Here is a 22,787-nt window from a genome sequence, read left to right on the forward strand (position 1 = left end):
CGTCGGTCCCTCCGATGGCGACTCATCGAGCGATTTGAGGACCACTGAGCGGAAAAGGTTTCCTAATGACGCATTCGAGGAGCGTCGAAACGCGGCGTCGGGCCCACCGGCGACCGGAACTGACGGCCGTCGATTTCCCCGGCGAGTCTGTCGAGGACGCTCGGGCGCTCGGCGGGCGCGGGATACGGTAATCGTGCCGACTATTTTTCGCGTTCGTCTCCTGAACTGAACACTTATTGCGGATAAGAAAATACAGAGCGCAATGAGTTTCGTATCGGTGTCCTCGCTCCTCTCCGGACCGAACGGCGACCCCCGGGGAGCCCCCGACCTCGAGGAACACCTCGACGGCGAGGACGTTCTCGTACCCCTGCTGGTTTCGGAGGCGTCGGCCGTAACCGACCAACTGCGCGTCGCGGCGTCGCTGGCGCGAACGACCGGGGGGTCGCTCACCGCCGTCGACCCGGTTGCGGTTTCCGGACGGACGCCGGTGGAGCAGTGCCGCGAACCGACCCCCGAGAACGAATCGGCCCTGATCGAGTGGGCGGTCGAGCGAGTCTCGAACGCCTCCTCGGGAACCGACGCGCGGTTCGCGTGCGCCCGCGGGTTCGTCGACGACGTCTCGGCGGCCGCGGCGACGGCCGACGTCGACGCGCTCGTCGTGCCGGGCGACCGTGCGGGCGGGTTACTCCGGGGGAGTTTCGCCGAGCGTCTCGCGCAGGCCGTCGACTGCGACGTCGTCACCGTGAACGGTCCAAGCGGATACGAGGGGGTGCCGTCGATTCTCCTGGCCGTCTCGGGCGGGCCCCATTCCGGCGTGGCTACGGACGTCGCGCGGCGGGTCGCGGCCGACTGCGACGCCTGGGTCGACGTCCTCCGTGTGGTCGAGGAGAACGCCTCCGAACGCGAGCGCCGGGAGGCCGAGGAACTGGTCGAGTCGGCCTACCGCCGACTCGACCGTCCCGAGTCGACCTCGAAGTGGATACTGGAAGCAGAGGACGCCACCGAGGCCATCGTCGAACAGTCGGCGTACTACGGGCTGACGGTCATCGGGGCGCCGACGAAAGGACGACTGCGCCGGTTCGTCTCCGGGTCGACGAGCAGGACCGTCCGCGACAACGCAGAGAGCGTCGTCCTCTCGGCGCACACCCGCCGAGAACCCAAGGCTCCGGGCGGGGACTGACGGGGCGAGACGGCCGGGACGTCGGCCGTTCGCCGGGTGTCGGTCCGGCGGGACGCCGTCTCGCCGGACTCAGAGGATGGAGACGCCGGCCAGCGCCAGCAGGTTCACCGCGAGCGTCCCCAGCAGGAACAGCGGTAAGATGGTCCGGACCGACCAGAGCCACGCCGGGCCGATGGACCGGGTTCCGGCGCCCGCGCCCGAGGAGAACTCCGCGAGCGCGTCCTTGCCGAGGACCCAGCCGACGAAGACGAGGAAGCCGGCGAGGCCGGCGGTCAGCATCAGGTTGACGAGGGTGTCGGCGACGAAGCCGAACAGCGAGGGGTTCAGCGCGTTGGCGGTGCCGGTCAACAGGACGAGTCCGGCGAGCGAGAGGGTGGCCGAGCGCCGGGAGACGCCGTGTTCGTCGACGAGGTACGCCACCGGAATCTCGAGCATGCTGATGGACGACGACAGCGCGGCGAGCGTGATGACGCCGAAGAACGTCACCGCGAGCCATCGACCGAGCGGGACCTGCGCGAACGCCCCCGCGAGGCTGACGAACAACGCGCCCGCTCCGCCGCCGGCGGCTGGGCCGGTGAGTTCGCCGAACGTCGCGAACAGCAGCGGGAAGACGACCAGGCCCGCGAGCACGCCGACGCCGGTGTTGAGCGTGGCGATGACGCCGCCGTCGAGCGCGAGGTTGTTGTCGTCGCCCAGGTACGAGGCGTAGGTTATCATCGTGCCGACGCCCAGCGAGAGCGTGAACAGCGCCTGGCCGGCGGCCGCCCCGAGCACGTCGAAGAAGTTCGCCGCGAGGTAGGCGGCGTCGAAGTCGAGGTAGAACGACAGGCCCGCGCCCGCGCCGGGCCGGGTGACCGCCCACCCCGCAAGCGCGACCAGCAGGACGACGATGGCGGGCATCATCACCTTGGTCGCCTTCTCGATGCCGTCGCGAACCCCGCCGACCACGATGAATGCGGTCAACGCGAGGAAGGCGACGTGGTAGGCGACCGCCGACGTTCCGAAGCTAATCTGGCCGAAGTAGGCGCCGGGCGAACCGAAGTACGACCCCGTGAAACTGGCGAGGAAGTACCGGAGAATCCAGCCGCCGACGACGCTGTAGAACGACAGCAGGACGAGGGCGGTCACGACGCCGAACAGGCCGACCAGGCCCCACGACGCCGACCCGGAGGAGAGTCGATACAGCGCGCCTGCGGGATTCCGCTGGGAACGCCGGCCGATGACGAACTCCGCCAGCAGGCCGGGAACGCCCACGAGCAGGACGATGGCGAGGTAGACGACGAGGAAGGCGCTGCCGCCGTTCTCGGCGGTCATCCACGGGAAGCGCCAGATGTTGCCGAGTCCGACGGCGCTCCCGACGGCGGCGAGGATGAAGCCGAGTCGCGTGCGCCACGATTCGCGTGTCATTGCTACGCAGTCGCGCCCCCCGCCCCAAGAGCGTTTCGAGATTGAAAACCGTCAAAATAGAAAAATCACGGTCTTTTAGCGCCGACTCCGGTGTCTTCTCTGCTGAACTGTGCAGAAAATAAGGTAGTTGCCTACGATTCGTCGGGACGAGAAGTCGCCCGGCGGGCCGGCCTAGAAGTAGGCCCCGGTGGTCAGGCCCTCGTAGAGCGACGTGACGCCGAGGTAGAGGGTGATGAGGACGACGGCGGGGACGACGGTCCGAATCCACCAGAGCCAGATGACCTTGAACGAGTCGCCGAGCGAACTCCCGCGGCCGAGTTCGTCCATCGACTCGAAGTCGGCGATCCAGCCGGCGAAGACGGCGAACAGCAGCACCGCGATTGGCAGGAGAATCTTGAACACGAAGTCGTTGTAGAAGCTGAGCCAGCTCGTACCGAACGTCGCCGGGACGCCGACGAGGCCGATGACGAGGCCCATCACGATGGCGGTCCCAGCGCGGCCGTAGCCGTAGTTCTCGGTGACGAACGACACCGGCACTTCCAGCAGGCTGATGGAACTGGAGAGGGCAGCGAACAGCAGGACGACGAAGAAGACGAAACCGATGATCTGACCCGCAGGGAGGTTACCGAACGCACCCGCGAGCGCGACGAACGCTGTCCCCGCACCGCCGCTGCCCGCGCTCTCGGCGCCGCCGGTGGCGAAGAGGATGGGGAAGACGACGAAGCCGGCCAGCAGCGCGACGATGGTGTTGACGACCACGATGGCGCCCCCGTCCGCGGGGAGGCTGTCGTCGCGGCCGAGGTAGGATGCGTAGGCGATCATGACGCTGAAACCGAGCGACAGCGTGAAGAACGCCTGGCCCATCGCCGGCGGGACGATGGAGCCGAAGTTGTTCGCGATGACCGAGAAGTCCGGCGAGAGGTAGTAGGCGTAGCCCGCGGCGGCGCCGTCGAGCGTGGTCGCCCAGACGGCGAGACCGACCAGCAGGACGAGGATGGCCGGAATCATGACCTTCGTCGCCCGCTCGATGCCGTCGGTGACGCCCGAGGCGACGATGGCGATGGTGATGGCCATGAAGACGGCGTGGGCCGCGATGGCGACGGGACCCGCCGACACCGTCCCGAAATACTTGCCGGCTTCGCCGAAGTACGCGCCCGTGGCGCTCCCGACGATGTAGCTCAGGACCCATCCGCCGACGACGCTGTAGAACGACAGTGTCACCAGCGAGGAGAACACCCCGAGTCCGCCGGTGAACGACCACTGGCCGTAGCCGATACTCTGGAACGCGGCGACCGGGTTTCGCTCGCCGCGCCGCCCGATGACGAACTCGATGAGCATCGTCGGGAAGCCGATGAGGAACACGGCCAGGAGGTAGACCACGAGGAACGCCGCCCCGCCGTTCGTCGCGGTCTGGAACGGGAACGACCAGATGTTCCCGAGTCCCACTGCGCTGCCGACCGCGGCGAAGATGAACCCGATTCTACTAGTCCAATGTTCACGTTCTGCCATAGCGTACCATAGGTTTTCCCAACAATAGCTTATAAAGTGACCGAAATCTGTTCACTCGTAGCGGAGGAGTGTCCCGGTTTTTGGACACGTGACAGAAACGTTTATGAGATAGGTTAACACCGTACACTGCCGCCGCGGGAAGACGAAAACCCGCATACGCGAGCGGTTTCTGGTCGTCGGAGCGGCCCGGAGCGTCACTCGAGGAGTCGCCGCCGGGCGGCCGTCAGGCGGCCGCCGGTCGTCACGCCTCGCCGTACACCGGCACCGCCGCGCCGCTGGTCACCGCCGTCGCGTCCGAGCAGAGGACCAGCATCGTCTCGGCGATTTCGGCCGGCGTGACCCACTCCTCGTGGTCGGCGTCGGGCATCATCTCGCGGTTGGCGGGCGTGTCGATGACGCTCGGCATCACCGCGTTCGCCCGGACCTCGCCCGCGTTCTCCTCGGCGAGCGTCTCGGTGAGGAGTCGAACCCCCGCCTTCGACGCCCGGTACGGCCCGTCGCCCTCGCCGCCCTTCAGCGACGACCGGGCGGACACCGAGACGATGGCGCCACCGGACCCCTCGCGTCCGGATTCGCCCTCTCCCCGGCCGCCGCTCCCCGCTCGGAGGTGGGGCAGGGCGTGCTTGCTGGCGAGGAACATCGTCTTGAGGTTCACGTCGAAGAGGAAATCGAACGTCTCGACGTCGGTCTCCTCGACGGGCGTCCCGCCGCGCCACGTCCCCGCGATGTTGGCGAGGTAGTCGATGCCGCCGTGGTCGTCGACGATTTCGTCGATAACCGACTCGACCGACGACTCGTCGGTGAAGTCGCCCTCGTAGAAGTGGACGTTCTCGCCCGCGTCGAGTTGTGCATCCTCGTCGTCGGGCGCGACCACGTCGGCGGCCGCGACGGTCGCGCCCGCGGAGGCGAACGCCTCGCAGACCGCGCTCCCGAGCGCGCCGCTCGCCCCGGTGACGAGCGCGACGGAGTCGGTGAAGTCGAAGCTGACGCTCATGGCGGAGCCACGACGGCGAGCAGGAAAAAACTCGGGTTCCGACCCCCGTGCTTCGCTCACCGCCGACGGGCTTCCCCGTCGGAGTCAGGCGGGGTCGGCCACCTCGATCCGGCCCTGGAGGTCGCGCTGGGAGGCCGGGCTGATGGTGATGTCGACGTCTTCGAACCGGCGTTTGACGGCCCGCGCGTAGGCGGACCGGATGCGAACGACGTCGCGGCGCTCGGGGTCCTCTATCCAGTAGTGGACGGCGACGACCACCGCGTCGTCGCCCAGTTCGTCCACGTACGCGTTCGGAGCGGGTTGGTCGAGAATCTCGTCGAACTCGTCGGCCACCGCCACGAGGTGTGAAATCGCCTCGTCGGCGTCGTCCTCGTACGCCAGGCCGATGTTCTCGACCACCCGGTAGTTCCCCCGGCCGAACGGCCTGGTGATGGACTGGCTCGTCAGCATCGTGTTCGGAATCGTCACGAGTTCGCCGTTCGGGGTCTGGACGCGGGTCACCCGGAGGGTGATGGTCCGGACGGTCCCCTCGCCCTCTTCCCACTCGATGTAGTTGCCGACGTTGAACTCCGGGTCGAGTACGAGCGCCATTCCGCTCACGAGCGAACCGATGACCTCCTGGCCGGCGACGCCCACCGCCAGCGTCGCGGCGCTCAGGATGAGCGCCGAGTTGCTGAGGAACCTACCGAACCCGGCGACGCCCGCACCGACGAACACCGCGACGACGAAGACGAGCACGTGAACGTACCGGAAGATGGCTTCGCGGAGCGTGGGGTTGTTGCGGTTCCGACGCCGGACGATGCGCCGGAGCGTCGGCTCGACGAGGAACCGACTGAGGACGACGACCGCGAGGAACCCCGCGACGAACCATCCCGTGCGGACGACGCCGGGCCAGTACTCGACGAGTTCGTCCGGCCCCACGCCAGAGTCGGGAGTGGTGGTCTGGAGCGCGACGAGAGCGACGACCGGCAGGGGCGCCCCCGCCCAGACGCCGCTCCCGGGGAGTCCGTTCGTCATGGACCCGAGGATTCGACCTCCGGAACCAAAGGCTTCCTGTCGGAACGGCGGGAAACCGTCGCGATTCGCGCCTGCGAGCGCGTCGGCGAGGGCGAGGGCGGGGTAAAGAGCAGGGGCGAAATCGGCGCGGCGACCGCCGGTTACGGCTCGACGACCAGTTTCCCGAGAATGCTGTCCTCCATCACCGCCCGCTGGGCCTCGTCGGCCTGCTCCAGGTCGTACGTCTCGGCGATTTCGACGCGGAGGTCGCCCGCCTCCATCAGCGCCGCCAGTTTCTCCAGGACGGCGGCGAAGTCGGGCGTGTTGAACATGCTCATCAGGTGGAGGGACATCTCCCTGCTCCGGGCGGCCGCGATGTTGTCGAAGCCTGCCTCCGGGACGGTGTTGCCGATGCCGGCGACCCGGACGCCCTTCGCGCCGACCTCGGCGTCGAAGTCGAGGTAGTCGTCGAGGCGGTGGTCGAGAATCGCGTCCGGGCGGCCGGCCTCGACGACGGCGTCGGCGAGGTCGTCGCGGCGGTAGTCGAACACCGCGTCGGCGCCGAGGTCGGCGAGTCGGTCGTGGTGCTCCTCGCTCGCGGTCGTGAGCACCGTCGCGCCGGAGGCGGCGGCCAGTTGGACCGCGACGTGGCCGACGCCGCCGCTCCCGCCGTGGACGAGGCAGGTTTCTGCCGGTTCCACGCCGGCGTGGTCGACCAGCGCGCGCCAGGCCGTGACGCCGACCAGCGCGACCGCCGCGCCCTCGTCGAAACTCACGTCCTCGGGCAGGCGGGCCGCGCAGTCGGTCGGCGCGGTGACGTACTCGGCGTAGGTGCCCTGGCGGTCGTTGCCGAGGCCAGTGCCGAAGACGCGGTCGCCTTCCGCGAACGCCGAGACGTCCTCGCCGACGGCGTCCACGACGCCCGCGAAGTCCGACCCCGGAATCATCGGGAGTTTTGGGGGTTCGTAGCTCCCCTCGCGGAAGTAGGTGTCCACCGGGTTGACGCCCGCGGCGCGAACCTCGACGCGAATCTCGTCGGGGGCCGGGTCGGGGCGGTCGAACTCGTCGACTTGCAACGTCTCGCGTCCGCCGTGCTCGTGGTATCGAACTGCTCGCATGCGTGGAGGGTCGTCGCTCCGGCGCATAAAGGTACGAGGAGTCGACCCGCCGGACGCCTCGAGTAGGCGGTACGTCGGCCAACGGCGTTCGCCGAACGCGCGTCCTGACGCGGCTTAACCCGGGAAACGCCGCGTTTCTCGGGACGCCGACCGTTAAGCGAATCCGACCTGTCGGATACTTCGTTCATAACAAAACCCGAATACGACGGACGTGGACCGGAATGCAGGGAGAGCGACCGGAGCAGTCGGTGGGGGAACAGGGGCAACGGACGGAACCAGACAGTCGACCGAATCGGGCGGGGCGACGGTTCGCCGGGCGGAGAGCCAGAGACGCCGTCCTCGCGGCGCTGATCGTCGTGAGTTCGATGGTGCTGTCGGGGGTCGGCGCCGGCGTCGTCGCGAACTCGGTCGACGGCCCGGGACCGGCGGGGTCGAACGCGAACCTGGACGCGCTCGCCGCCGACCGGAGCACCCCCGACTCCGGCGGAACGCTGTCGGGCGTCGTCGACCTCGAGAACGCCGACACGAAGGTCGTCGGCGAGAGCGACGGCGACCGCACGGGGTGGTCGCTCGACTACGTCGGCGACGTGAACGGCGACGGGCGCGCCGACGTCCTCGTCGGCGTGCCGCGCAACGACAGCGGGGCCAACAACTCCGGAGCCGCGTTCCTCTTCTACGGCCCCGTCGAGCGCGGCGACGTGCGACTGTCGGACGCCGACGCGATGTTCGTCGGCGCGTCGGCCCGCGACAGGGCCGGCTTCTCGGTCGCTGGCGGCGACCTCGACGGCGATGGCTACGCCGACGTGGTGGTCGGCGCGCCCTTCGACGACAGCGGCGGGGAGAACGCCGGCGCGGCGTACGTCTTCTACGGCGGCGAGTCGCTCCGCGGTACGCACTCCGTCTCGGACGCCGACGCCACGTTCGCGGGCGAGCGCGCCGACGACAAGGCCGGATGGTCGGTCGGCATCGCGCCGAGCGTCACCGGTTCCGGCGACGACGCCCTGCTCGTCGGTGCGCCCTACGAGGACGCGGCGGGTGCCGACGCCGGCGCGACGTACGTCGTCGCCGGCGACGCGCCGTCCGGGCACGTCGGCCTCGCCGACGCGGACGCGAAACTCGTCGGTGAACGTGCCCGCGACCGCGCCGGATGGTCGGTTTCGAACGCGGGCGACGTCGACGGCGGCGGTGCGAACGAGGTCGTCGTCGGCGCGCCGGGCGCGAACGCCGCGGCGGAGGACTCGGGTGCGGCGTACGTCGTCGCCGACCCCCTCGGACCCGGGGCGACCGACCCGGACTCGCCCACCGGCGCGAACCTCACCGACGTCGCCGCGCGACTCGCGGGGGTCGCGGCGGGCGACCAGGCGGGCTTCTCGGTTTCTGACGCCGGCGACGTGAACGACGACGGCCGCGCCGACGTGGTGGTCGGCGCACCCTACAGCGACGCCGGCGGCAACGACTCCGGCGCGGCCTACGTCGTCTACGGCGACCGGTCGCTCGACGACGCCAGCCTGGCCGACGCCGACCTCACGATGGTCGGCGAGGCCGAGAACGACCGGGCCGGCTGGTCGGTGTCCTCGGCCGGGTCGGGCGACGTGACCTGCGACGGAGTGGCCGACGTGCTGGTCGGCGCGCCGTTCCACGACGTCGGCGAGGCGGCGAACGCGGGCGCGGCCTACCTCGTCTACGGCGGAACCGACCGGCACGTCCTCGACCTCTCGAACGCCGACGCCACGCTGGTCGGCGAGTCGAAGAACGACCGGGCGGGCTACGCCGTCTCGGACGTCGGCGACATCAGCGGCGACGGTAACGAGGACCTGCTGGTCGGCGCGCCCTTCGACGACAGCGGCGGGGAGGACGCCGGCGCGGTCTACGCCGTCTACGGCGAGTGCCCTACGCAGGACCACCGCGAGGAGACGGAGACGGACGACCACGAGACGCCGACCGACGAAACCGCGACGGAAACCGAGGACGAACATCCGGCCGAAGAGACGACCGAGAAGACGACGAAGACGACCCACGAAACCCCCGAGACGACCGAAACCACGGAAACGACGAAGAAGACCGAAACCACGATAGAGACGACGACCGCCAAGCACACGACGGAAACCACCGAGACGACGGAGACGACCGAAACGACTACCGAGACGACGAAGACGACGGACATCACCACGGAAACCACCACCGAAACGACGGAAACGACGAAAATTACGGAGACGACCAGCACGACGACCGAAACCACAAAAACGACCACAGAAACCACAGGGACGACGCAAACGACCACCGAAACGACCAGCACGACGGAGACAACAACTGAGACGACCAAAACGACGACTGAAACGACCACTCAGACGACGACCGAAACGACGGACACTACGACGAAGACGACGGAAACCACCAGCACCACCGAAACGACGACCGAAACGACGGACACCACCACGGAAACAACGGAGACGACCACAGACACGACCACCACGACCACCGAAGACGACAAACGGGCCGCGATAAGCTTCGTCGCGTTCTGCGTCGACGACGGGGGGAAACGCACCGGCAACGACCCCTGTCCGTCCGGCGAGCGCCTGCTCGTCAAGTTCGAGTGGAACGGCAACGCCTTCGTCCCCGAGGGCGGCGACTCGAAGGGTGTGAGCGTGACGCCGACGCAGTTCAAGGACGGCGACCCGAGCGAACCGGTCGCGGCGACCTGGACCTCCCAGCAGGAAATCTCGACCGTGGTCGTGAAGTCCGGCGGAGAAACCTGCAACTACCCCGGCGGAACCGGCGGCACGGTCGAATCCTGCGACACGTCGTCGGGGCAGGCGAACTCGCGCGGAGTGGACCCCGGACTCGTGCTCGGCGGATGGTCGGGACTCGTCGTCGGCGGGTTCGCGTCAGGGACGGTCCTCGCCCGGCGACGTCGGAACTTCGACTGAAACCGAGCGGTCCTCGGTTTCAGAAGTAGCTCTCTAACTTCCGGGCGCTGAGTTCCAGGTAGTCGAAGTCGAAGGTGTAGACCTCCGCCGAGACGGTGCCCGCCCAATCCTCGCGGAGCGGCGCTAGCGCGGTTTCGAAGTCCAGGGTTCCCGACCCAGTCGGGACGTGTTCGTCGGCCGCGCTCCGGGCGTCGTTGACGTGGACGTGGCTCACGCGGTCGGCGTGAGTGTCGAGGAAGTCGGCGATGTCCTCGGCGTCCATCCCGTCGACGCGGGCGTGGCCCGTGTCGAAGGTCATCGCGGCGTCGGTTTCCGCGAACACGCGGTCGAAGTCGTGGACCGTGAACTGGATTCCCGGCAGGTTCTCGACGCAGATTTCGACGTCGCGCTCGGCGGCGTAGTCGTCGAGTTCGCGGACCGATTCCAGGAGCAAGGGCGCTATCTCCTCGTCGTCCCACTCGGGCGGACTCGCGTGGGAACTCGCGTGGAGGACGGCCTTCTCCGCGCCCATCGCGGCCGCGGCGTCGATGCAGGCCCGTTGCTCTTCGAGCGACCCCTCGCGAATCGGGTCGCGAGGCGACCCGATTTCGAGGTCGACGAACGGGAGGTGGACCAGCAGGTCGACGCCGGCGTCCGCGGCGGCGTCGCGGACGTCCTCTGGGTCGAACTTCCGGCGCTCGGTCGCGCCGTCCATGTAGAGTTCGGCGTAGTCGAAGCCGATTCGCGCGCCCTCCTCTATCGCTTCGCGCCACGTCACGTCGCCCGTGTGGGTCTGGGTGACGTAGCCGAACCGGACGTCGGTCGTCCCGCCGTCCGTCATCGCTCTTCGGGCGCGGTCGCGACGTTCTCGCTTTCGGAGTCGCCCTCGCTCGCGTTCTCGGGGACCGCACCGGTCGTCGGTTCGCCGTCGAGGAGTTGCGCGAGCGCGCCGACGCTCGGCGCGACCATCGAGGGTCGGACCTCGCTCTTCTCGACCGCGATGCGGGTCGCGTCGCCGGTGAGCACGCAGACCGACTCGCAACCGACGTTCTCGGCGAGTCGCACGTCCGTCTCCAGGCGGTCGCCGACGACGAACACGTCCGCGGGGTCGTAGCCCTTCGAGTCGAGGACGTGTTCGACCATCTCGGCGTTCGGCTTGCCGAAGACGTGGGCGGGCGACTGGTCGGTCGCGGTTTCGATCATCGCGCCGATGGCCCCGCAGTCGGGGACGAACCCCTCGGCGGTCGGACACACCGCGTCAGGGTGGGCCAGCAGGAAGGTCGCGCCGTTCCGAATCGCCAGCGTCGCCGTCCGGGCCTTCTCGTAGGTGAGTTCCGTATCGAAGCCGACGACGACCGCATCGGGGGCGTCGGCCGCGGCGGGGTCGTCGACCACGTCGATGCCGTGGCCGGCGACCGCCTCGCGCATCGTCTCGGTGCCGAGGACGTACACCTTCCCGGCGTCGGCCTCCCGGAGGTGTTCGATGACGCCGTCGGTCGAGAGCAACACGTCGCCGGGGTCGGTCGGGATGTCGAGATTCGAGAGCTTCGCGGCGTAGTCGTCCTTCCACTTCGAGGAGTTGTTCGTCAGGAAGTAGACGTCGACGCCCGCCTCCCGGAGGCGCGAGAGCACCCCCTTGGCGTCGTCGACCAGGTCGTCGTCGAGGTAGACGGTCCCGTCGAGGTCGAAGAACGCCGCCTCCTTCTCGCCGAGGTCCGACAGCGACGAGAACAGCAGGTCGGCGGTCTGGAGGTCGGCGGTGTCGTCGATCTCGACCCAGCGGTACTCGCCGACGTCGACCGGTTTGAGGTCGTGTTCGTGGTTGCGGACCACCCGGTCGATGGCGGCCTCGGTCCACCCGCCATACTCGCCGTCGCGTTCGATGGTCCGGGTCACGTCCTCGAACAGTTTGGCCGAGAACGACGCCGAGAAGCGGTAGACGTCGTTCGAGATGGCGTGAGCCACGTCCTCGGGGACGTCCTTGGCGATGTGGCTCACTCGGCCGCGGTCGTCGACGGTGACCTTCATCGCCTCCTCGGAGTAGGTTCGGGGGTCGCTGGCGATGGCGCTACCCGCGTCGTCGTCGACGAGGTCGGCGAGGAGGCCGGGGTCGAAGACGGCGTCGCCGTTGCTGAGGACGAACTCCTCGCCGGCGACCGCCTCGCGCGCGAGGTAGAGCGAGTACATGTTGTCCGTGTTGGCGTACACCTCGCTCTCGGTGACCGTCACGTCGAGTTCGGGGCGCTCGGCCGCCACCTCCTCGCACAGCGCCCGGGTATCGTCGGCGAGGTAGCCGGCGACGACGGTCACGTCGGTCACTCCCGCGTCGGCGTACGCGCGGAGTTGTCTGGCGAGTACGGGCGTCTCGCCGACGGTCACGCAACACTTCGGTTCGTAGAGCGTCAGGGGTCGCAGCCGAGAACCGATACCGGCCGCTAATATTACTCCCTTCATATCAATACCGAACCGTAACCCAACGTAGGGATGGATAACTATACTGGCCTCCGGTTTCCGCGACGACAAAACGAATCGGACAGGTCGGTTAAGGAGATTAAGTCGTCCGGAGAACGGAGTTCGGAAAACTAGTCGGCGCGACCGGCCCGCGGTTCGTCGTCGAACCGGGCCACACCGGGGTAGTCGGTGATGAGGCCGTCGATGCCCGCGGCCCGGAGGTGGGTCGCCTGGTACCAGCTCTCGACCGTCCAGACGTTGATAGCTCTGCCCTCCTGTCGGGCGACCTCCACGAGGTCGATTTCCTCGTACGGACCGAGCGATCCGTACTCCTCGTTGAACAGCGGCGTCCCAGCGATCATGTTCCACGGCGTGTGGATCGCCTCGGTGTCGTACCGGCGGGCAACCTCCATCCCGTCGGCGATGGAGTCGGCGAACACCGCCGCCAGCGGCACGGCGGGGTCGACCTCCCTGACCGCCGCGAGCGCGCCCTCGGCGAACGACGAAACCAGCACCTCGTGGTCGGTCGTCGCCAGCGTGGCGCAGACGTCCTCGGCGAAGTCGAGCCACAGTTCCTTCTGGGTTTCGCGGTCGGCCGGCGGGAGGTTCTCGCGCGGTCGGACGTCTCCCGACCCCGGGTTCTTGAACTCGACGTTCAGGCCGACCGACGGCGGAATCGCCTCCAGCACGGCCGAGAGCGTCGGCACGGCTTCGCCGGTGCCGAGGACGGTCAGTTCCGAGAGCGTCTCGGAGTCGGTCTCCCACACCTTCCGGTCGGCGACGCTCGCCGGCGCGTTCGTGACCCGCCCGAGCGTCGTGTCGTGGAAGACCACCACGTCGCCGTCGGCGGTCGGCATCACGTCGACCTCTATCATCTCGGGCGGTCCCGACCCGCCCGCGCCGGCGGCGGCCTGTTCGACGGCCGCCAGCGTGTTCTCGGGGTAGACGCCCGCGAAGCCGCGGTGGGCGATGATCGATGGCTCGGTTCGTCTCGGTGTCTCGTGCCCGGTCGTTCCGCTCGTGTCTGCCATGTGTGCCTGATGATGCGCGCCGGGGCCGACGGCCCCGGCGCGTCTCTGCCACCCTCGTCCCGGCCTTCGAACAAGCCAAACTTCAACGTTTCCATCCCGATATAAATACTCTTTAGAATATGGAGAAGACGATAGAGCGCTCGGTAGACTATTTATTTCCGACCGCTCGCCGTCGGGGCGGCGAAACCGAAGTTGGCCCGTCGTTGAGTGGATCATCCGATCTGATTAGTCGTATCCAACCGGTAGAGCGACGTCGCCCGCTCGGTCCCCTAAGTCTTTATAGACTACTGATAATAATCCCGGAATATGGCGTTTCTTGGCACTGAACGGCGACTCGCGCTGGAAGATTTGACCGGGAGACTGTTTCTCGTCGCCGGTGGGACGGCAATCGCGTTGGAAGTCGGCGATTCCGTCGGAGCGTTTGCGCTCGTTCCCGTCCCAGACGCTCTCGTAGCGCTCCCGCTAATCTGGATGGTCGAGTCGCTCCCCGTGTTGGTAAGTCTCCCACTCGCAGTCGCGTCCGTCCTCGTGTTGTATCCCGTGCTGGTCGACCGAACCTCGACGGTGGCCACGGGCAGTCTGCTTCTCGCCGGAGGACCGTGGGCCGTCTTCGTCGCAGTCATCGCGTGGGGACTCGCGAGCGTCGTGCTCCCGGCAGTACCGTTCTCGCCGGATGCGCTTTTGTCGGCTCACGTCGCCGGACTGGCGCTGTGGCTCGCTTTTTTCCTGGGCATCGGGCTCGTCGGCGTCTCTCTCTTGCGGACCAACCGGTATCGTCTCGCCGGCGGCGGCTTTTTGACGTTCATCTTGGCGTGGAACGGGCCGTTCCTGCTCGCGAAGGCGACCAGCTACCCACCGGACGGGCTGCTCCGGTTCTCCTCGGTCGGGACGGCGCTGGCGATGGTGGTGATCGGCTACTCGCTGTCGCTCGGGCAGGACTTCTCCGAGAGGAGTGCCCGAGACCGCGGTCCTTGACCGCGCCGTTGATGACGCGCTCCGTCGTTCCCAATGTCGCTACTCGTCGGGTTCGTCGTTTTCGCCTGTGAGCCGCCGCCGAATGGTGTCGTAGATGATTCGGGACCGCGATGCGCTTCCCGGCGAACCGTCCGAATTGCGGTCTAACAGCCGCTCGCGGAACGCGCGGCGGTCGTCGCCGTAGGGGTCGCCGTCGGTCAGCACGCCGTCGAGCGCCGCCAGCAGACCGTCGAACTCTCGCACCACCGGACCCGGCGTCACTTCGTCGTAGTCGAAGTAGAACCCCCGGCGGCGCCGGTAGCGCTCCAGGTCGTAGGGGTAGAAGACGACCGGGCGGTCGAGCGACAGGAAGTCGAAGTACGCCGACGAGTAGTCGGTGACCAGTGCGTCGGCGTAGCGCAACAGCGGGTAGACGTCGGTCGCGGCCGGCAGTTGGACGATTCGGTCGAGGTTCGGCGGGAGCGACACCTCCTCCTTCGGGTGGGTCTTGACGACGAGGTAGGCGTCGCGCTCGGCGAGGAACTCGTCGAGCGCACGCAGGTCGAGGTGGTCGGTCGGCGAGTCGGCGGCGTCGCTCCGGTACGTCGGCAGGTAACAGACCACCGGGTGGTCGGACGCGAGCGCCCGAACGCGGGCCAGCGCCCCCGCGTCGGTGCCAAGTTCCTCGCCCGGAATCGACCCGAACAGCGCGTCGTTTCGGGGGTAGCCCGTGATACCCATCCGGTCGCGAGAGATACGCAGGCCCGACTCGAAGACGTCGACCAGTTCCGCGCTCGGCACCGCGAGCAGGTCGATTTCCTCGGCCATGGCGGCGTGAATCGCCCGCACCTCGGGCGGTTCGTCGGGGAACTCGGCGTCCCACGAGATCGTCTTCAGTGGGACGCCGTGCCACAACAGCACCGTCAGTGCGCCCGCACAGGCGGGCATCGCGAGGTCCCGGTGGCCCTGCGTGAGGAAGGCGACGCCCGCCCGGAGGTTCAGAGCGAGTCCGCGGAGCGAGTAGCGGCGGTACGCCTCGTAGCCGTTCGCCTGCAACTCCGCGACCACGTCCGGGTCCTTCGCCAGCCAGACCGGACGAATCTCGGGGTGTTCGGCGGCGACGTGGAGGTAGAGGTACTTGGTGTTGTCCGCGAACGCCTCGCCGCCGCGCGCGCCGAACACCCACAGCGACTCCTCGCGCTCCCGGAAACCGTCGAGGAGCGCCACCGCGAGATAGCCCGCGTACTGGACGGAGTAGCGGAGTCGGCCGACGGCGTCGTCGAGTCGCTCCTTCGCGCGATTCGACCACCGCCTGACGCGGTCGGTCGCTCCCGTCACGCGAAACCACCTCCGTTTGTCCCAGCCACTCTCCCCGAACGCGACCGCGGTCGCAGAACCATCGCTTGCACCCACGACGCCCCGCGACAAAAATCCCGGTCGGAATCGGGCGAATAGAGACGTGCTAACTCGCCCCGTGAAAGCCGCTCGCGCCCGTCGTCGCCAGTAGGAGGCCTTTTACCTGCGCGTCGGCCAGACGAACCTAATGAGTTACAAAATCGGTCTCGTCGGCAAGCCCTCGGTGGGGAAGTCGACGTTCTTCAACGCCGCGACGATGAACGACGTGCCGGAGGGCGCGTACCCGTTCACGACCATCGACCCGTCGGTGGGCGAAGCCTACGTCCGGGTCGAGTGCGCCGCCCCCGAGTTCGACGAGGAGTGCACGCCGAACGTCGGCTTCTGCGAGGACGGCACCCGGTTCGTCCCGACGAAACTGGTCGACGTGGCGGGCCTGGTCCCCGGCGCCCACGAAGGTCGAGGGCTGGGCAACCAGTTCCTCACCGACCTCAACGAGGCCGACGTGCTGGTCCACGTCGTCGACTTCTCGGGCAAGACCGACATCGAGGGCGAACCGGTCGAGGACCACGACCCCCGCGAGGACATCGACTTCCTGGAGGAGGAACTCGACATGTGGTACCTCGAAATCCTCGGGAAGGGCATCTCGCGATACGAGAGCGGCTACGACGGCGAGGACGACGAGATCGAGGTCGAACTCGCCGAACAGATGAGCGCCTTCCGCATCAACAAGGACGAGATAAAGCGCGAGATACTCTCGCTCGACCTCGAACTCGACCCCGAGACGTGGGACGACGCCGACCGCGAGGCGCTGGCCCGCGAGATTCGCAAGGAAACCAAGCCGATGGTCGTCGCCGCGAACAAGATGGACACGCCCGAAGCCCAGGCCAACTTCGAGGAGATAACGAACGACCCCGACTACGACCACCTCACCTTCGTCCCCGCGAGCGCCCACGCCGAGAAGGCCCTGAAGAAGGCCGCCGAGCAGGGCGCGGTCGAGTACCGCCCCGGCGACTTGGCGTTCGACATCGTTGGCGACGTGTCGGGCGACCAACGCGCCGGCCTCGAAGCCATCGAGTCGTTCGTCGCCGAGTACGACGGGACCGGCGTCCAGCGGGCCTTGGAAACCGCGCTGTTCGAGGAACTGGGCGTCGTGCCCGTCTTCCCCGGCGGCGCGAACGGCCTCGGCAACGAGCGCGGGGAGGTCCTGCCGGACTGCTTCCTCCTGCCGGAGGGCGCGACCGCCGAGGACTTCGCGTACCACATCCACTCGGACCTCGGCGAGGGGTTCCTCCACGGCGTCGACTGCCGGAGCAAGCGCCAGGTCGGCGCCGACACCGTGCTGGACGACCGGGCCGTCATCGACATCGTCTCGACGAACTGACCCGCGACGGACCGCCCGGGCGGTCCGTCGCGGGTCGGCCGGAGAGCCGAACCGTCGCGCTCAGCCACGTCGAACCACGCGACCACCACGTTTTTTACGCCGTGACGGAACCGAAATCGTATGAGCCCGACGCGCCGGTGCCCCGACTGCGACGTCGCCCTCGAAGGCGTCCAGTACGACGCGAACCACCGCGGCAACAAGATTCGAATCTACGACGACGACGGCGGCATCCTGAGCAAACTCGGCCTCACGAGCAACACTTACGCGTACGGGTACGTCTGTCCCGAGTGCGGACTCGTCCGGTTCTACGCCGAGTGAGCGCCGACGTGTTAGGTGTCAGTTCGTTACCTACAACCGACATGTTTTTCGCGCCGGGCGAGAGACGAACGGACATGGCAACGGAGGGTCACTGTCCGGACTGCGACGTGACGCTGGAGGAGGCCGACCTCTTCACCGGAAAGGGAGAGTTTCGGGTCAGGACCGAGGCCGAGGGCGACGACGTGCTCGCGGCGGTCGGCGTCACGACGGCGCGGGACGTGACCCCGAAGCGATGCCCCGAGTGCGGACTGGTGCGACTGTACGCCGAGGAGTAAGGACGGGCGCCGGGGTGGTCGCACAGATTGAGGTTCGAGGGACCTGGTTCGGCACTGCACCGGGATGGGGCGTGTCGCCTCAGCGACGCGGTCGGGCATCGGCGGTACGCCGTGATTCTCGACGCGAATTCTGTCTGTCGCCGACGACTGCCAGAAGCGGCTTATTCGGAGTCCAGTTCCGCGCTCCGGCGCGACGGGTCGAGGAGTCCGCGGTCGGCCCGCGAATCGAGCGGAACGCTGGCGGCGCGCGGGGAGAGCGAGACGGTGCGAGTCGTCGACTCCAGTTCGACGAGGCCGGCGTCGAGCAGTTTCGGGAGGTGGACGTGGTGGAGGCCGACGAGAGACGCCGGGTTGCCGGCCGGAAGCGCCGGGTTGCCGACGGGGGCGTCGGCTTCGAACAGGTCGATTTCGGCGGCCAGGTCGGCGACCGGGACCCGGCCCGGGTGGCGGAGCAGGTACCGGAGGACGATTCTGCGGTGGGGGTGCGAGAGCGTGCTGTACAGGACGTCGAGGTAGCGTTCGTGTTCGGTGTTGTCGGAACTCATCGTGGCATACGCGAGAGTGGAGACACCGTGATGAGAAGGCCGTGTCTTTGAGCAATCAAGCCGTTCAAATAGACTCGCTTATTTATTTTGGTCCTCACCGCTCGTCGGGGTCGGGATGGAACAGGACGTGATGGAGGATGGTGTCGGCCGCCCGCCGAATCCGCTCGGAGACCGCCTGCTCGGACACGTCGAACTCCGCGGCGAGTTCGCCGAGGCTTATCTCGCGGGGAATCTTGAAGTAGCCGCCGCGGACCGCCGCGACCAGCGTCTCGTACTGGACGTCGGTCAAGCCGTGGGCGTCGTACTCCCGGGACTGGTCCGAGAGCGTGTAGACCCGGTTGAGGCGGTAGCTGATGCCGTGGTCGGTACAGTAGCTGTGGAACGCTGCGAGGCCGGAGTGGTCTTCGAACCGGATACGGAACGTCCACTCGTCGTCGCCGTACGCTTCGAGGATGGTGGCGTTGGTCTTCGTGATGCCGTATATCAGTTGTTCGGCGGGTTCCTCCCATTCTATCTTGTAGAGCGCGCTCTCCGGAAGTCGGTCGAGCACGGCGAACGATTTGATGTGCGGGTCGGACTCCAGGGTCGACTCGAACTCCGAGAGGTCGCCGCCGTGGCCCCAGACGTAGGGCATGATGCGCTTTTCGGCCGGGACGACACGTTCGAGTTCGACCGAGAGGTTCGGGTGGGACGCGATGAGTTGGCCGAGCAGGAACTCGTCGGCGTTGATGGTGAACTCCGCGACGACGCTCATAGTGATACGACTCGCTCGGGATGCAAAACCGCACCGCAACCTGCGTTCCGTCCGTCGATTCCCCGTCCGAAAGCGAGTCATGGGGCCTTCGAAGCCTGGTACCGACGGCGCTCGTCCCATACAAATTTAGCGTGGGATGCGAATTAGTACCATGGAAAGTGCGCGCGACGAGGTCGAGTTTCTCGTCCGCTCGGAGCACCGCGTCGAGGCGCTCGAGGCGCTGGCCGAGCGTCCGCGCGGTCGGTCGGAACTCCGACCGACCGGCGCCTCGTCGTCGACCGTCGGACGCACGCTACGCGAGTTCGAAACGAGGGGCTGGATCGTCCGGGACGGACACGAGTATCGACTGACTGCGGAGGGGGAGTTCGTCGCCGATGAGGTGACGAGCCTGCTCGACCGGATGGAAACCAGACAGAAGCTCAGGGAAGTCGCTCGGTGGCTGCCGACCGAGAAACTCGGTATCAGCATCGAGGCGTTCGCCGAGGCGGTCGTCACGGTCGTCGACGACGAGGAACCGTACCGGCCGGTTCGGCGCTACGACGAACTGATAGAGAACGCCGAGACGATGCGGGCGTTCGGGACGCCGACGCTCAAGTCGGCCAACGCCGGCACGCTCTTCCGGAACGTCCGGGCCGGCACGGACACCGAGATCATCTACCCGTCGCCGATCGTCGAGGCGGTGCTGGACTGGTCGCCCGAGGCGGCCGAGCGGGGACTCGCGAGCGGCAACCTCACCATCCTGCTCCACGACACCCTGCCGTGCGGGCTGACCATCTTCGACGACCGGGTCGCGCTCACCGGCTACGACCCCGACACCGGCATGCTACGGGCCATCGTCGACACCGACGCCGCAGAGGCCAGGGAGTGGGCGACTGCACTCTACGACGCCTACCGGGAGGAAGCCGAACCCCTCGACCTGGACGCGCCCGAAGCGTAACCGGACGGCGCGGCGACAGGAACGACACGGCGACAGGAACGACACCGCGGCGCGGCCGGTCGACGGGTCCACCGGTTGCATCCGTTTCACCACCCGGGTCGAACCCACGTAGTGACCGAATGTCACCGGATAGCTAGGTATCGGTCTGCCGCGTACTCGTTCGGGGAGCAGACCTACGATGACGACAGAGACTCGAACGGCGGAAGACCCGATGGACGAATCGAAACTGGACGAACTGATGGAGACGGCGCTGGTCGACTTCGGCGCGACGTTCCACGCCGCGCTGGTGGTCGTCGGCGACGAACTCGGCCTCTACGCGGCGCTGGCCGACGAGGGACCGCTCACGTCGAGCGAACTCGCCGAGGAAACCGACACCGCCGAGCGCTACGTCCGAGAGTGGCTACGCTCGCAGGCCGCCGGCGGATACGTGAGCTACGACCCTGACGAGGACCGCTATCACCTCTCGCCGGAACAGGCGTTCATCCTGGCCGACGAGGACAGTTCGGTATTCATCCCCGGGGCGTTCCAGACGAGCGCGGCGGCGATACAGAGCGAACCCAGACTCCTCGAGGCGTTCCGCACGGGCGAGGGCGTCGGCTGGCACGAACACGACGACGGCGTGTTCCACGGCGTCGAGCGCTTCTTCCGGCCGGGGTACGCGGCCGAACTCGTGGACAACTGGATTCCCGCGCTCGACGGCGTGGCGGAGACCCTGGAGGAGGGCGGGCGCGCGGTCGACGTCGGCTGTGGCCACGGCGCGCCGACCATCATCATGGCCGAGGCGTACCCGAACTCGACGTTCGTCGGCGTCGACTACCACGAGGCGTCGATAGACGTGGCGCGCGAGCGCGCGGAAGCCGCCGGCGTCGCCGACCGCGTCAGCTTCGAGGTGGCGACCGCCAAGGAGTACGACGGGACCGACTACGACTTCGCGACCGCGTTCGACTGCCTCCACGACATGGGCGACCCCGTCGGCGCGGCGGCCCACGTCGCCGAGACGCTCGCCGACGACGGCACCTGGATGGTCGTCGAACCCTACGCCGAGGACCGGGTCGAGGACAACCTCAACCCGCGGGGCCGGGCGTACTACTCGGCCTCGACGATGCTCTGCACGCCGAACTCGCTGAGCCAGGAGGTCGGCTACGGACTCGGGGCGCAGGCAGGTGAGGCGAAGATCCGCGAAGTCGTCACGGAGGGCGGGTTCTCGCGGTTCCGCCGGGCGACCGAGACACCGTTCGACATGGTGTTCGAGGCGAAGCCGTGACCGGGAGACGGCGTCCTCGGAACGACGGCGCGTCGACGGAACCGAAGCCGTGACCCTGGCGACCGTTCCCGGGTACGACCCCGAGGGACTCGAACCGAGCGGCGGCCACGCGGTGGTGGTCGGCGCGAGCGTCGCCGGACTCCTCGCGGCGCGCGTACTGGCCGACGGCTTCGAGGAGGTCACCGTACTCGACCGTGATTCGCTCGACGACGAGCCGACGCCTCGTCCTGGCGTGCCCCAGGCCCGCCAACCCCACGTGCTGTGGGAGGCCGGACGAGCGACGCTGGAGGACCTCTTCCCCGGCTACAGCGAGGAGTTGGTCGCGGCCGGCGGGGTCGAAATCGACGTCCGGCGCGACCTCGTCCAGTACAGCCAGGGGGACTTCCTCGCCAGATGCACGGAGCGCTTCCCGCAGTACCTGGCCACTCGGCCGCTGTACGAACAGCTAATCCGACGTCGCGTCGCGGCGCTCGAAGCGGTCCGCCTGCGACCGGAGTGCCGGTTCACGGACTACGTCACCGACGATGCGGGGGCCACCGTGGAGGGCGTCGCGGTGCGCGACCGGGCGGCCGGGCGGGACGAACTCGCGGCCGACCTCGTCGTCGACGCGACCGGCCGAACGAGTCGCACGCCGGCCTGGCTGGCCGACCGCGGCTACGAACCCCCGCCGGTCGACGAGGTCCGCATCGACGTCGGCTATGCTTCGACTTTCGTGGAACGGCCGGCGGGCGACCGCCGGACGGTCGTCGCGCCGGCCGAGGCCCCCCGGACGCGGGGCGGCCTCGTCACGCCCGTCGAAGGCGGGCGCTGGCTGGTGAACGTCCACGGCGTCCACGGCGACCACCCGCCGACGGACCCCGAGGCGTTCGCCGACTTCGCCGCCAGTCTGGCGGTCCCGCAGCCGAAGCGAGTGCTCGACGACCACCCGCGAGTCGGGGACGTCGAGAGCTACCCGTTCCCGAGCAACCGCCGCAACCGCTACGAGGACCTCCGCCGATTTCCGGCGGGGCTGGTCGTCGTGGGCGACGCGATAGCGAGCTTCAACCCCATCTACGGCCAGGGGATGTCCGTCGCCGCGCTCGAAGCCTTGTTGCTTCACCGCGCGCTCGCGACCGGCGGCCGCGAAGAGCTTCCGCTGCGCTTCTTCGACGGCGCCGCCGACGTCGTGGACGTGGCGTGGACGATGGCCGTCGGCGCGGACTTCGGGTTCCCGGAGACGCAGGGGCCGAAGCCGAGGGGGACGGCGTTCTCCAGTTGGTATCTGGGTCGACTGCTACGTGGCGCCCACGCGGACGGCGCGCTGACCGACGCGTTCGTGAGGGTCCTCGCGATGCAGGAGCCGCCGTCCTCGCTGCTGCGGCCGAACGTCGCGTGGCGCGTGCTGAAGCCGGTCTGAGCGCGCGTTCGGTCG

At 68.1% G+C, this 22,787-nt stretch carries 20 protein-coding genes; 9 read left to right on the forward strand and 11 right to left on the reverse strand.

All coding sequences use genetic code 11. The annotated features are described in order from the left end of the window. Positions 1–262 precede the first annotated feature (262 nt). Positions 263–1,180 carry a universal stress protein gene (locus tag NGM07_RS05350; protein ID WP_253518039.1) on the forward strand — a complete coding sequence of 306 codons (918 nt, stop codon included), beginning with the start codon at positions 263–265 and terminating at the stop codon, positions 1,178–1,180. A gap of 69 nt (positions 1,181–1,249) precedes the next feature. On the opposite strand, the gene NGM07_RS05355 is transcribed toward NGM07_RS05350, so the two are convergent. The 5 genes from NGM07_RS05355 to NGM07_RS05375 all read right to left on the reverse strand — a co-directional run bounded on the left by NGM07_RS05355 (position 1,250) and on the right by NGM07_RS05375 (position 7,204). After that, entirely contained in the window at positions 1,250–2,587 is a 1,338-nt protein-coding gene (locus NGM07_RS05355; protein ID WP_253518041.1) for a sodium-dependent transporter, read from the reverse strand. Positions 2,588–2,758: 171 nt separating this feature from the next. Beyond that, positions 2,759–4,096, reverse strand: a complete 1,338-nt coding sequence (locus NGM07_RS05360; protein WP_253518044.1) for a sodium-dependent transporter — start codon at positions 4,094–4,096, stop codon at positions 2,759–2,761. 241 nt (positions 4,097–4,337) lie between these two features. After that, entirely contained in the window at positions 4,338–5,090 is a 753-nt protein-coding gene (locus tag NGM07_RS05365) for an SDR family NAD(P)-dependent oxidoreductase (RefSeq protein WP_253518046.1), read from the reverse strand. Between the two features lie 84 nt (positions 5,091–5,174). Next, entirely contained in the window at positions 5,175–6,107 is a 933-nt protein-coding gene (locus tag NGM07_RS05370) for a mechanosensitive ion channel family protein (protein ID WP_253518049.1), read from the reverse strand. A gap of 140 nt (positions 6,108–6,247) precedes the next feature. Beyond that, on the reverse strand, positions 6,248–7,204 hold the full coding sequence (locus tag NGM07_RS05375) for an NADPH:quinone reductase (protein ID WP_253518052.1): 957 nt from the start codon (positions 7,202–7,204) through the stop codon (positions 6,248–6,250). Positions 7,205–7,425: 221 nt separating this feature from the next. Here NGM07_RS05375 and NGM07_RS05380 point away from each other — a divergent pair, with 221 nt between their 5' ends. Continuing rightward, positions 7,426–10,131 carry an integrin alpha gene (locus tag NGM07_RS05380; RefSeq protein WP_253518055.1) on the forward strand — a complete coding sequence of 902 codons (2,706 nt, stop codon included), beginning with the start codon at positions 7,426–7,428 and terminating at the stop codon, positions 10,129–10,131. A 19-nt stretch (positions 10,132–10,150) separates the two neighbouring features. Here the strand turns inward: NGM07_RS05380 and NGM07_RS05385 are convergent, their stop codons facing one another. The 3 genes from NGM07_RS05385 to NGM07_RS05395 all read right to left on the reverse strand — a co-directional run bounded on the left by NGM07_RS05385 (position 10,151) and on the right by NGM07_RS05395 (position 13,592). Continuing rightward, a complete protein-coding gene (locus tag NGM07_RS05385) occupies positions 10,151–10,951 on the reverse strand; it encodes a sugar phosphate isomerase/epimerase family protein (protein ID WP_253518057.1) in 801 nt (266 codons plus the stop codon). Beyond that, on the reverse strand, positions 10,948–12,564 hold the full coding sequence (locus NGM07_RS05390) for an HAD-IIA family hydrolase (protein WP_253518059.1): 1,617 nt from the start codon (positions 12,562–12,564) through the stop codon (positions 10,948–10,950). Before NGM07_RS05390 ends, NGM07_RS05385 begins: the two co-directional genes overlap by 4 nt. A gap of 128 nt (positions 12,565–12,692) precedes the next feature. Next, on the reverse strand, positions 12,693–13,592 hold the full coding sequence (locus NGM07_RS05395) for a glycerophosphodiester phosphodiesterase (RefSeq protein WP_253518062.1): 900 nt from the start codon (positions 13,590–13,592) through the stop codon (positions 12,693–12,695). A gap of 306 nt (positions 13,593–13,898) precedes the next feature. Here NGM07_RS05395 and NGM07_RS05400 point away from each other — a divergent pair, with 306 nt between their 5' ends. After that, positions 13,899–14,567, forward strand: a complete 669-nt coding sequence (locus tag NGM07_RS05400; RefSeq protein WP_253518064.1) for a hypothetical protein — start codon at positions 13,899–13,901, stop codon at positions 14,565–14,567. Between the two features lie 39 nt (positions 14,568–14,606). Here NGM07_RS05400 and NGM07_RS05405 read toward each other — a convergent pair whose 3' ends face one another. Further along, complete coding sequence (locus tag NGM07_RS05405) at positions 14,607–15,884, reverse strand: CDP-glycerol glycerophosphotransferase family protein (RefSeq protein ID WP_253518067.1); 1,278 nt, start codon at positions 15,882–15,884, stop codon at positions 14,607–14,609. 205 nt (positions 15,885–16,089) lie between these two features. Here NGM07_RS05405 and NGM07_RS05410 point away from each other — a divergent pair, with 205 nt between their 5' ends. The 3 genes from NGM07_RS05410 to NGM07_RS05420 all read left to right on the forward strand — a co-directional run bounded on the left by NGM07_RS05410 (position 16,090) and on the right by NGM07_RS05420 (position 17,876). Next, on the forward strand, positions 16,090–17,283 hold the full coding sequence (locus tag NGM07_RS05410; protein ID WP_253518070.1) for a redox-regulated ATPase YchF: 1,194 nt from the start codon (positions 16,090–16,092) through the stop codon (positions 17,281–17,283). A 120-nt stretch (positions 17,284–17,403) separates the two neighbouring features. Further along, positions 17,404–17,601 carry a hypothetical protein gene (locus NGM07_RS05415; RefSeq protein ID WP_253518072.1) on the forward strand — a complete coding sequence of 66 codons (198 nt, stop codon included), beginning with the start codon at positions 17,404–17,406 and terminating at the stop codon, positions 17,599–17,601. Between the two features lie 74 nt (positions 17,602–17,675). Continuing rightward, entirely contained in the window at positions 17,676–17,876 is a 201-nt protein-coding gene (locus NGM07_RS05420) for a hypothetical protein (RefSeq protein WP_253518074.1), read from the forward strand. A gap of 161 nt (positions 17,877–18,037) precedes the next feature. Here the strand turns inward: NGM07_RS05420 and NGM07_RS05425 are convergent, their stop codons facing one another. Together NGM07_RS05425 and NGM07_RS05430 are read right to left on the reverse strand one after the other, a co-directional pair. Continuing rightward, positions 18,038–18,421: a DUF7344 domain-containing protein gene (locus tag NGM07_RS05425; RefSeq protein ID WP_253518076.1), complete on the reverse strand. Its 384-nt coding sequence runs from the start codon at positions 18,419–18,421 to the stop codon at positions 18,038–18,040. 94 nt (positions 18,422–18,515) lie between these two features. After that, entirely contained in the window at positions 18,516–19,175 is a 660-nt protein-coding gene (locus NGM07_RS05430; RefSeq protein WP_253518078.1) for a helix-turn-helix domain-containing protein, read from the reverse strand. A 151-nt stretch (positions 19,176–19,326) separates the two neighbouring features. On the opposite strand from NGM07_RS05430, the gene NGM07_RS05435 reads away from it, so the two are divergent. The 3 genes from NGM07_RS05435 (at position 19,327) to NGM07_RS05445 (ending at position 22,772) form a co-directional block, all read left to right on the forward strand. Further along, entirely contained in the window at positions 19,327–20,112 is a 786-nt protein-coding gene (locus NGM07_RS05435; protein ID WP_253518080.1) for a helix-turn-helix transcriptional regulator, read from the forward strand. Between the two features lie 178 nt (positions 20,113–20,290). Beyond that, positions 20,291–21,376 (forward strand): class I SAM-dependent methyltransferase, encoded by a 1,086-nt coding sequence (locus NGM07_RS05440; RefSeq protein WP_253518082.1) that lies wholly within the window; start codon positions 20,291–20,293, stop codon positions 21,374–21,376. 49 nt (positions 21,377–21,425) lie between these two features. Then, positions 21,426–22,772, forward strand: coding sequence for an FAD-dependent oxidoreductase (locus tag NGM07_RS05445; RefSeq protein WP_253518083.1), 1,347 nt, complete (start codon positions 21,426–21,428; stop codon positions 22,770–22,772). Positions 22,773–22,787 lie beyond the last annotated feature (15 nt).

This window comes from Halorussus vallis, from assembly GCF_024138165.1.
Taxonomy (GTDB): Archaea; Halobacteriota; Halobacteria; order Halobacteriales; family Haladaptataceae; genus Halorussus; species Halorussus vallis.

Excerpts from the sequence above, each read along its gene's own strand:
- NGM07_RS05350 (WP_253518039.1), top strand. The coding sequence starts at position 263 with ATGAGTTTCGTATCGGTGTCCTCGCTCCTCTCCGGACCGAACGGCGAC.
- NGM07_RS05355 (WP_253518041.1), bottom strand. The coding sequence starts at position 2,587 with ATGACACGCGAATCGTGGCGCACGCGACTCGGCTTCATCCTCGCCGCC.
- NGM07_RS05360 (WP_253518044.1), bottom strand. The coding sequence starts at position 4,096 with ATGGCAGAACGTGAACATTGGACTAGTAGAATCGGGTTCATCTTCGCC.
- NGM07_RS05365 (WP_253518046.1), bottom strand. The coding sequence starts at position 5,090 with ATGAGCGTCAGCTTCGACTTCACCGACTCCGTCGCGCTCGTCACCGGG.
- NGM07_RS05370 (WP_253518049.1), bottom strand. The coding sequence starts at position 6,107 with ATGACGAACGGACTCCCCGGGAGCGGCGTCTGGGCGGGGGCGCCCCTG.
- NGM07_RS05375 (WP_253518052.1), bottom strand. The coding sequence starts at position 7,204 with ATGCGAGCAGTTCGATACCACGAGCACGGCGGACGCGAGACGTTGCAA.
- NGM07_RS05380 (WP_253518055.1), top strand. The coding sequence starts at position 7,426 with ATGCAGGGAGAGCGACCGGAGCAGTCGGTGGGGGAACAGGGGCAACGG.
- NGM07_RS05385 (WP_253518057.1), bottom strand. The coding sequence starts at position 10,951 with ATGACGGACGGCGGGACGACCGACGTCCGGTTCGGCTACGTCACCCAG.
- NGM07_RS05390 (WP_253518059.1), bottom strand. The coding sequence starts at position 12,564 with ATGAAGGGAGTAATATTAGCGGCCGGTATCGGTTCTCGGCTGCGACCC.
- NGM07_RS05395 (WP_253518062.1), bottom strand. The coding sequence starts at position 13,592 with ATGGCAGACACGAGCGGAACGACCGGGCACGAGACACCGAGACGAACC.
- NGM07_RS05400 (WP_253518064.1), top strand. The coding sequence starts at position 13,899 with ATGGCGTTTCTTGGCACTGAACGGCGACTCGCGCTGGAAGATTTGACC.
- NGM07_RS05410 (WP_253518070.1), top strand. The coding sequence starts at position 16,090 with ATGAGTTACAAAATCGGTCTCGTCGGCAAGCCCTCGGTGGGGAAGTCG.
- NGM07_RS05415 (WP_253518072.1), top strand. The coding sequence starts at position 17,404 with ATGAGCCCGACGCGCCGGTGCCCCGACTGCGACGTCGCCCTCGAAGGC.
- NGM07_RS05420 (WP_253518074.1), top strand. The coding sequence starts at position 17,676 with ATGGCAACGGAGGGTCACTGTCCGGACTGCGACGTGACGCTGGAGGAG.
- NGM07_RS05425 (WP_253518076.1), bottom strand. The coding sequence starts at position 18,421 with ATGAGTTCCGACAACACCGAACACGAACGCTACCTCGACGTCCTGTAC.
- NGM07_RS05430 (WP_253518078.1), bottom strand. The coding sequence starts at position 19,175 with ATGAGCGTCGTCGCGGAGTTCACCATCAACGCCGACGAGTTCCTGCTC.
- NGM07_RS05435 (WP_253518080.1), top strand. The coding sequence starts at position 19,327 with ATGGAAAGTGCGCGCGACGAGGTCGAGTTTCTCGTCCGCTCGGAGCAC.
- NGM07_RS05440 (WP_253518082.1), top strand. The coding sequence starts at position 20,291 with ATGACGACAGAGACTCGAACGGCGGAAGACCCGATGGACGAATCGAAA.